The organism is Limnobacter sp. CACIAM 66H1 (genome assembly GCF_001601825.1).
GTDB lineage: Bacteria > Pseudomonadota > Gammaproteobacteria > Burkholderiales > Burkholderiaceae_B > Limnobacter.
Map to the genome: position 1 here is coordinate 1 of NZ_LUJK01000086.1, position 5790 is coordinate 5790.

The window sequence follows — 5790 nt, forward strand, 5'->3', positions numbered from 1 at the left end:
ACATTTGACTCTGCAAGCATGGTGGCGTGTGCCAGTGAGCCTTGAATGTCGAACTCGGCCAGCCGTTTGTCAAAAAACACGGACGCGGTGTAGCGTTTGACCAGCTCGGACATGGGTTCATTGAATCGGGCTGACCAAGCTTCCTGTTTTTTGGACCATTGGTTCGACATGGGTAATCCTTTATGCACTTTGGAACAGGGCCTAATTATAAGGGGTTGCCGTGCTAGACTTTCGTCATGAACGCCTTCTCACGGTCTTGCCGTGGGGAATTGATTGAAATTTATCCATCGAATCGCGACCAGCCGCGTCGTCACACTGAATGAAAATAAGAATTGCATCAAGGGAAAGTCGCTTGGCCATGTGGCAGGCTGAACATGTTCGAGACCTGTTGTTGGCCCTGCCTGGGGTTTCTGGCGTCGAAATTGTGGGCATGACCACCAAAGGTGACCAGATTCTGGACCGCTCACTTGCAAAAATTGGCGGGAAAGGACTCTTTATCAAAGAGTTGGAGTACGCGTTGCTCGAAGGCAGGGCCGATTTGGCCGTTCATTCTGGCAAGGATATTCCGATGGACGTGGATCCTGAGTTTCAACTACTCGGTTTTATGACCCGCGAGGACCCACACGATGCATTTGTTTCCAATGACTATGCCAGCCTCGCTGACTTGCCTGCGGGTGCTGTGGTCGGTAGCTCCAGCCTGCGCAGGCAAGCCCAGGTTTTGGCACGTTATCCGCATTTGAAAGTCGAGCCGTTGCGCGGCAATCTGGATACCCGACTGGGCAAACTGGATTCGGGCCAATTTCAAGCCATTGTGTTGGCTGCTGCGGGGTTGAAGCGCTTGGGCTTGCACAAGCGCATTAGGAACGTCATTGACTCAAACGACATGCTGCCCGCGGTGGGTCAGGGCGCCTTGGGTCTGGAAATTCGCGCTGGTGATTCACAATTGGCCGAGTTGGTAAAGCCGCTAATCGACCCGGTGTGTACCGCCTTGGTAAGTGCGGAGCGTTCAGTGTCCAAAGCGCTCGGTGGCAGTTGCCAAGTGCCCATTGCTGGCTATGCAACATTGAACGATGCGCATACTTTCACGTTGCGAGGCCTGGTGGCCAGCCCAGATGGCAAAGCTGTGATCGAGAAAAGTGCACAGGCTGGCTTGCATGACTGGCAAACGGCTGCAAACTTAGTAATTGAAGGTTTATTAGAAGAGGGCGCACAGGCTCTAATTGAATCGGCTGTTCAACAATTTAAAGGATAACTCGCCGACATGACTCACACTTTGGTCGTTTGCAAACCCAAGTTGCCCGATCAGTATCTGACTCAGCGCGTTGATTTAAAGCGTCAGCTAGATCAAATGAATTTGGGCCATGTGATGTATTTCCCGGTCTTTGAATTGGTGCCTGATTTGGCGTCCCTCGCGACTATTCGGGCATGGCTGGACGCAGACACGGACAAACCCAATCATTTGGTTGTGTTTGTGAGTCCTTCAGTTCTGGAAATTGCGGTGACCCAGCTCGGGCAATGGCCAGACTCAGTGTATTGCGGGGTGATGGGGCGCCAAAGTGCAAAGCTGGCCATGGATCTGGGTGTCCCCAAGAACAAAATTATCGCACCTACTCTCGAAAACAATCATGAAACCGAGGATTCCGAGGGGTTGGCGCGCTTGCTCGCCTCGCATTTTGAAGCGGGTAGCTGCCGCGTCATGGTGTGCAAAGGTCCCAGGGGACGTGTTGAATTTCCCAAGAAGCTTGAGGCAATGCAACATGATGTAACAGTGCTGGAATGCTATGACCGCAAGGTGATTGAACAAAGCGACGATCAGTGCGAGGCTCTTTTCGCCCGAATGTCCGATGTAGTACTCTGGATCACCAGCAGCGAGACCATAGAGGTACTTGATTCGCAGCTGGCTCGAAAGTCTGAATCAGAATTGAAGATTTTGAGACAAATCGCCACCGTATTGACTACACATCCTCGCATTGCGGCCAAATGCAGGGAATTGGGATATGCCCATGTTGTCGAGATAGCAACAGGGATACAATCGGTGAATTCATGGCTGAAATCCAACAAGAAAAGCATGGAAAACAACAATCAAACCAGCACTGCCACGCCTGCCGCCAATGAACAACCGGCGGTCACAGCCCAGTCAAAACCAGGTTCTGCGAGTGCTATCCAGCCCAATGGACAATGGTTGGGTAAAGCAGCGTTTTTCATTTCGGTGCTTAGTTTTGTACTGATACTTTTGATTGCCTTTGCCGGTAAGAACCAAATTGAGAAAACGCGCATGGCGTTTGGTGAACGGATTCAAAAAGAATCCACCACACTGGATTTGGTGAAGGAGGAAATCAGCAAATCAAGTGATTTGACCAAGGACCTGAAAACCCGATTTGACCTTTTGGAGCTTGCGCAAAAAGAGGAGGCCAGCCAACGTGCAAGTCTGGAAGAGGTCTACAACAGCTTGTTGGCCAGCAGAACTGAGGTATCGCTGAGCGAGGTCGAACAGTTGATATCGATCGCCAAGCGCCAGTTGTACTTGCTGGGTAATGTGAAGGGAGCATCCATCGCCTTGTCCCAAGCCATAGATCTGTTGGAGGGTACCGAGAAACCTTCATTGTTAAATCTTCGTACGGCCTTGGAAAAAGATTTGACGGAGATCAAGGCTTTACCCAGTGATGATCTGTTGCGACTAGCCATTTCTCTTGATTCAGTGGTGAATTCAGTGGAAAGCCTACCCATGCTGTCTAGTGTGCAAGCCACCACTGATCAAACCTTGGCTCAGTTAACCGAGGAAGAGGTGCCCGAGACAGCGACTGAATCACAAGCACTTGATTCCGCGAACGATGGAACTCAACCGGCATTTGAGACTGCCTGGAATTCCATTAAAAAAGTGGCTCAAACCGTCTGGTACGACATCAAGTCACTGATTGAAGTCACTAAAGTGGACAGTCCCGAGGTCTTGATGCTCTCGAGCCGACAGGAAACTGATTTGCGCAACACGCTGCGTTTGTCCCTGCTAAATGCGCGGATCTCGTTGTTGTCACGTCAGGCTGCTTTGCTGAAATCTGATTTGGACCGATCCAGCGATTTGTTGAATACCTACTTCGACAGCAAATCCATCCAGGTGCAACGCGCGCAAACTGTGCTTGCTGAAATTGGCGAGGTTCAACTCGATTTGGTGTTGCCAGAGTTGCAGGCCACCTCAGCCGCCCTGAGGCTTGCTGTGGCCGGGCAGCAAGGGGAACGCCAATGAAGCAACTGCTCGGTTTGTTGCTGGTCGTCGTGGTGGCTGTGGCAGTCACCTTGATGGCACAGGGCAATGCGTCGAAGGTACTGATCTTTTTTGGTCAATACCGGATCGATATGTCGCTTAATTTTGCCATAGTTGCTATTTTGCTGCTCTTTCTGGTTTTTTATATCCTGCTGCGCGCATGGCGAGCATCCAGTCAACTTCCAGGTAAATTCAAAGAGTATTGGATGAACCGCAAGCAAAATGCACTGTTGAGAGCCAACACACAGGGGTTGATTGCCCTGATTACCGGAGACGAACAGGGCGCTCACAAGGCTTTGAACCAAGCCAGTAAAACCGGAATTGAAACTGATTTGAGTTATCTGATTCGGGCCATGTCTGCCATTCAGGCCGACCGTTACGACATTGCGGAAGAAATTCTCAATCAGGAAAAGGCCAAGGTAGGTGAGCATTCCCATGCACTCACGGTGTTGCGGGGCAAAGTGGCTTTGTCCAGACAGGATTATTCGGGTGCCTTGGACATGTTGGAGACCATGGACCCTCTGGCGGCGAAACTTCCCCAGGTTCAACGATTGCGCATGCTGGCATTGATCGGCCTGGCCCGTTGGCAAGACGCCTTGATTCAGTACCGAGCCTGTGTAGCGGTGTCGGCGCTCACCAATGGTGAAAAAAATGAAGCCTTGATGAGAATTTATGCCGGTTTGGCCGAAAGCGCCGGTCAAGATGCTTCGAAAATGCAGGATGTATTGTCCAATGCCAAGCCTTCCGAGCTTGAGAATTCATTTGTGTTGCGCATGCTAGCCACTGGTTTACTTCGAAGTGGTTTGATCACTGCAGCCCGCATATTGCTGGAGAATGCACTTAATCAGAGCTATAACAAAGATCTGTTGCCTGTCTATCATCAGGTTGCTGTTCTCGAGCCAAGAGAGGCTTTGCCGAATGTTGAGCGCTTGTTAGCCCAGCAGCCCGCTGATTTACGTTTGCTGGAGTTGGCCGCTGATGTGTGCGAGCGCGAACAACTATGGGGCAAGGCGATTTCCAGGTTTGAAGCGGTGTATGCCAAACAGCCTTCCGCACATGTGGCGGGCAAGCTCGAAAGATTGTACGAGGCAGCCAACCAGGGTGAACGGGCCAAAGCTTGGCGAGATAAATTGAACAATCACCTTCAGAACGACCGTCAGCTTGCTTAAAGCAATATTCGATACAATACGACCAAATTTTATTTTAAGGATTAATCAGCATGGGCTACGAAAGCATTTCCCCCGGTAAAGACATTCCAAACGACGTAAACGTAATCATCGAGATCGCGGCGAACTCAGATCCTGTGAAGTACGAAATTGACAAGGAAAGCGGCGCCTTGTTTGTAGACCGTTTTGTGGGCACGTCCATGCAGTATCCTTGCAACTACGGCTACATTCCTCAAACCCTGGCCGCCGATGGCGACCCCGTGGACGTATTGGTCATGACCCCATACCCCTTGCAGCCTGGCTGCGTGGTGCGTGTTCGTCCAATCGGCATGTTGAAAATGACCGATGAATCGGGCGGTGATGCGAAGTTGCTTGGCGTTCCTGTTGAAAAGCTGTTGCCGCAGTACAAACACTATCAAAGCATTTCCGATGTGCCTCAAGAATTTCTGGCACGCATCCAGCACTTCTTTGAACACTACAAAGACCTTGAAAAAGGCAAGTGGGTAAAAATAGAAGGCTGGGGTGACATGGCGGACGTTGAAAAAGAAATTCGCGACGGTGTGGCCAACTACAAAGGCTGAGATTGCAGATAAACAGCACCAAAAAGCCAACCCGAGGGTTGGCTTTTTTTACAGCTGTCCTGAACCACTTTCCCGAAAAGCAGTGTGTTCATTTAACTCAACTGCATATGCGTCCAGGTGTGCTTTTTCCCGGCGTAAAAAGTTTTCAATTGGCAACTTGAAGCCGTTGTCGTGCACGTAATGTGCACTCACCATGGTTTGCGGGTTCAGGCCACGTGCCATTTTATGCTCACCTTGCGCGCCGCCTTCAAACCACTCTATGCCCTGCTCAATGGCAAAATCAATCGCCTGGTAGTAACACAATTCAAAATGCAGGCAGGGCAGGTTTTCAATAGCGCCCCAATAGCGGCCATACAGACGTTCCTGGCTGTACAGAAAAAACGAGCTGGCCACAGGCTGACCCAACAGGCTGGCTTGAATGATCAAGATCTGCTCGCCCATGGTTGTACAAATTTGCTTGAAAAACTCAAGATTTAAATAAGGGCTGGAAAAGTGCTCCATGTAAGTACGGGAATAGCACTGGTAGAAAAACTCCAGTTCAGCTTCGCTGACGTCAGCGCCCCGAATACGACGTATCTCCAACCCTTGTGGATTGGCTTTGCGTCGCTCGGCTCGAATGTTTTTTCTCTTTTTCTGATTCAGACTTTCCAAAAATTCATCAAAGTCATGAAACGGTTCGCCCGTGTTCGGGTTTTGATTTTTCCAGTGAAATTGCACCACATGACGGCTGATGTTATTCAGGCTGGTGGAGTCACCCAGCAAAAATTCCTGATCTTGCTGGGTT

5 protein-coding genes and 1 pseudogene are annotated in these 5790 nt (G+C 50.3%); 4 read left to right on the plus strand and 2 right to left on the minus strand.

Annotated elements, in window-relative coordinates; genetic code table 11:
* Nucleotides 1-170 (minus strand): annotated as a pseudogene (locus A0129_RS15285) (argininosuccinate lyase); the annotation flags it as partial.
* Nucleotides 171-319: 149 nt separating this feature from the next.
* On the opposite strand from A0129_RS15285, the gene hemC reads away from it, so the two are divergent.
* The 4 genes from hemC to ppa are packed head-to-tail and all read left to right on the plus strand — an operon-like array spanning nt 320 to nt 5006.
* On the plus strand, nt 320-1252 hold the full coding sequence (gene hemC, locus A0129_RS15290; protein ID WP_291716255.1) for a hydroxymethylbilane synthase: 933 nt from the start codon (nt 320-322) through the stop codon (nt 1250-1252).
* A gap of 9 nt (nt 1253-1261) precedes the next feature.
* Nucleotides 1262-3241: a uroporphyrinogen-III C-methyltransferase gene (locus A0129_RS15295; RefSeq protein ID WP_291716256.1), complete on the plus strand. Its 1980-nt coding sequence runs from the start codon at nt 1262-1264 to the stop codon at nt 3239-3241.
* On the plus strand, nt 3238-4428 hold the full coding sequence (locus A0129_RS15300; RefSeq protein ID WP_291716257.1) for a heme biosynthesis HemY N-terminal domain-containing protein: 1191 nt from the start codon (nt 3238-3240) through the stop codon (nt 4426-4428). The genes A0129_RS15295 and A0129_RS15300 overlap by 4 nt, the downstream gene beginning before the upstream one ends.
* 50 nt (nt 4429-4478) lie before the next feature.
* A complete protein-coding gene (gene ppa / locus A0129_RS15305) occupies nt 4479-5006 on the plus strand; it encodes an inorganic diphosphatase (RefSeq protein ID WP_291716258.1) in 528 nt (175 codons plus the stop codon).
* A 48-nt stretch (nt 5007-5054) separates the two neighbouring features.
* Here ppa and A0129_RS15310 read toward each other — a convergent pair.
* A partial coding sequence (locus A0129_RS15310) for a GNAT family N-acetyltransferase (protein WP_291716259.1) occupies nt 5055-5790 on the minus strand: 736 nt, incomplete at its 5' end.

What these genes read in the sequence shown, in the direction of transcription:
- hemC (WP_291716255.1), top strand. Translation starts at nt 320, where the DNA reads ATGAAAATAAGAATTGCATCAAGGGAAAGTCGCTTGGCCATGTGGCAG.
- A0129_RS15295 (WP_291716256.1), top strand. Translation starts at nt 1,262, where the DNA reads ATGACTCACACTTTGGTCGTTTGCAAACCCAAGTTGCCCGATCAGTAT.
- A0129_RS15300 (WP_291716257.1), top strand. Translation starts at nt 3,238, where the DNA reads ATGAAGCAACTGCTCGGTTTGTTGCTGGTCGTCGTGGTGGCTGTGGCA.
- ppa (WP_291716258.1), top strand. Translation starts at nt 4,479, where the DNA reads ATGGGCTACGAAAGCATTTCCCCCGGTAAAGACATTCCAAACGACGTA.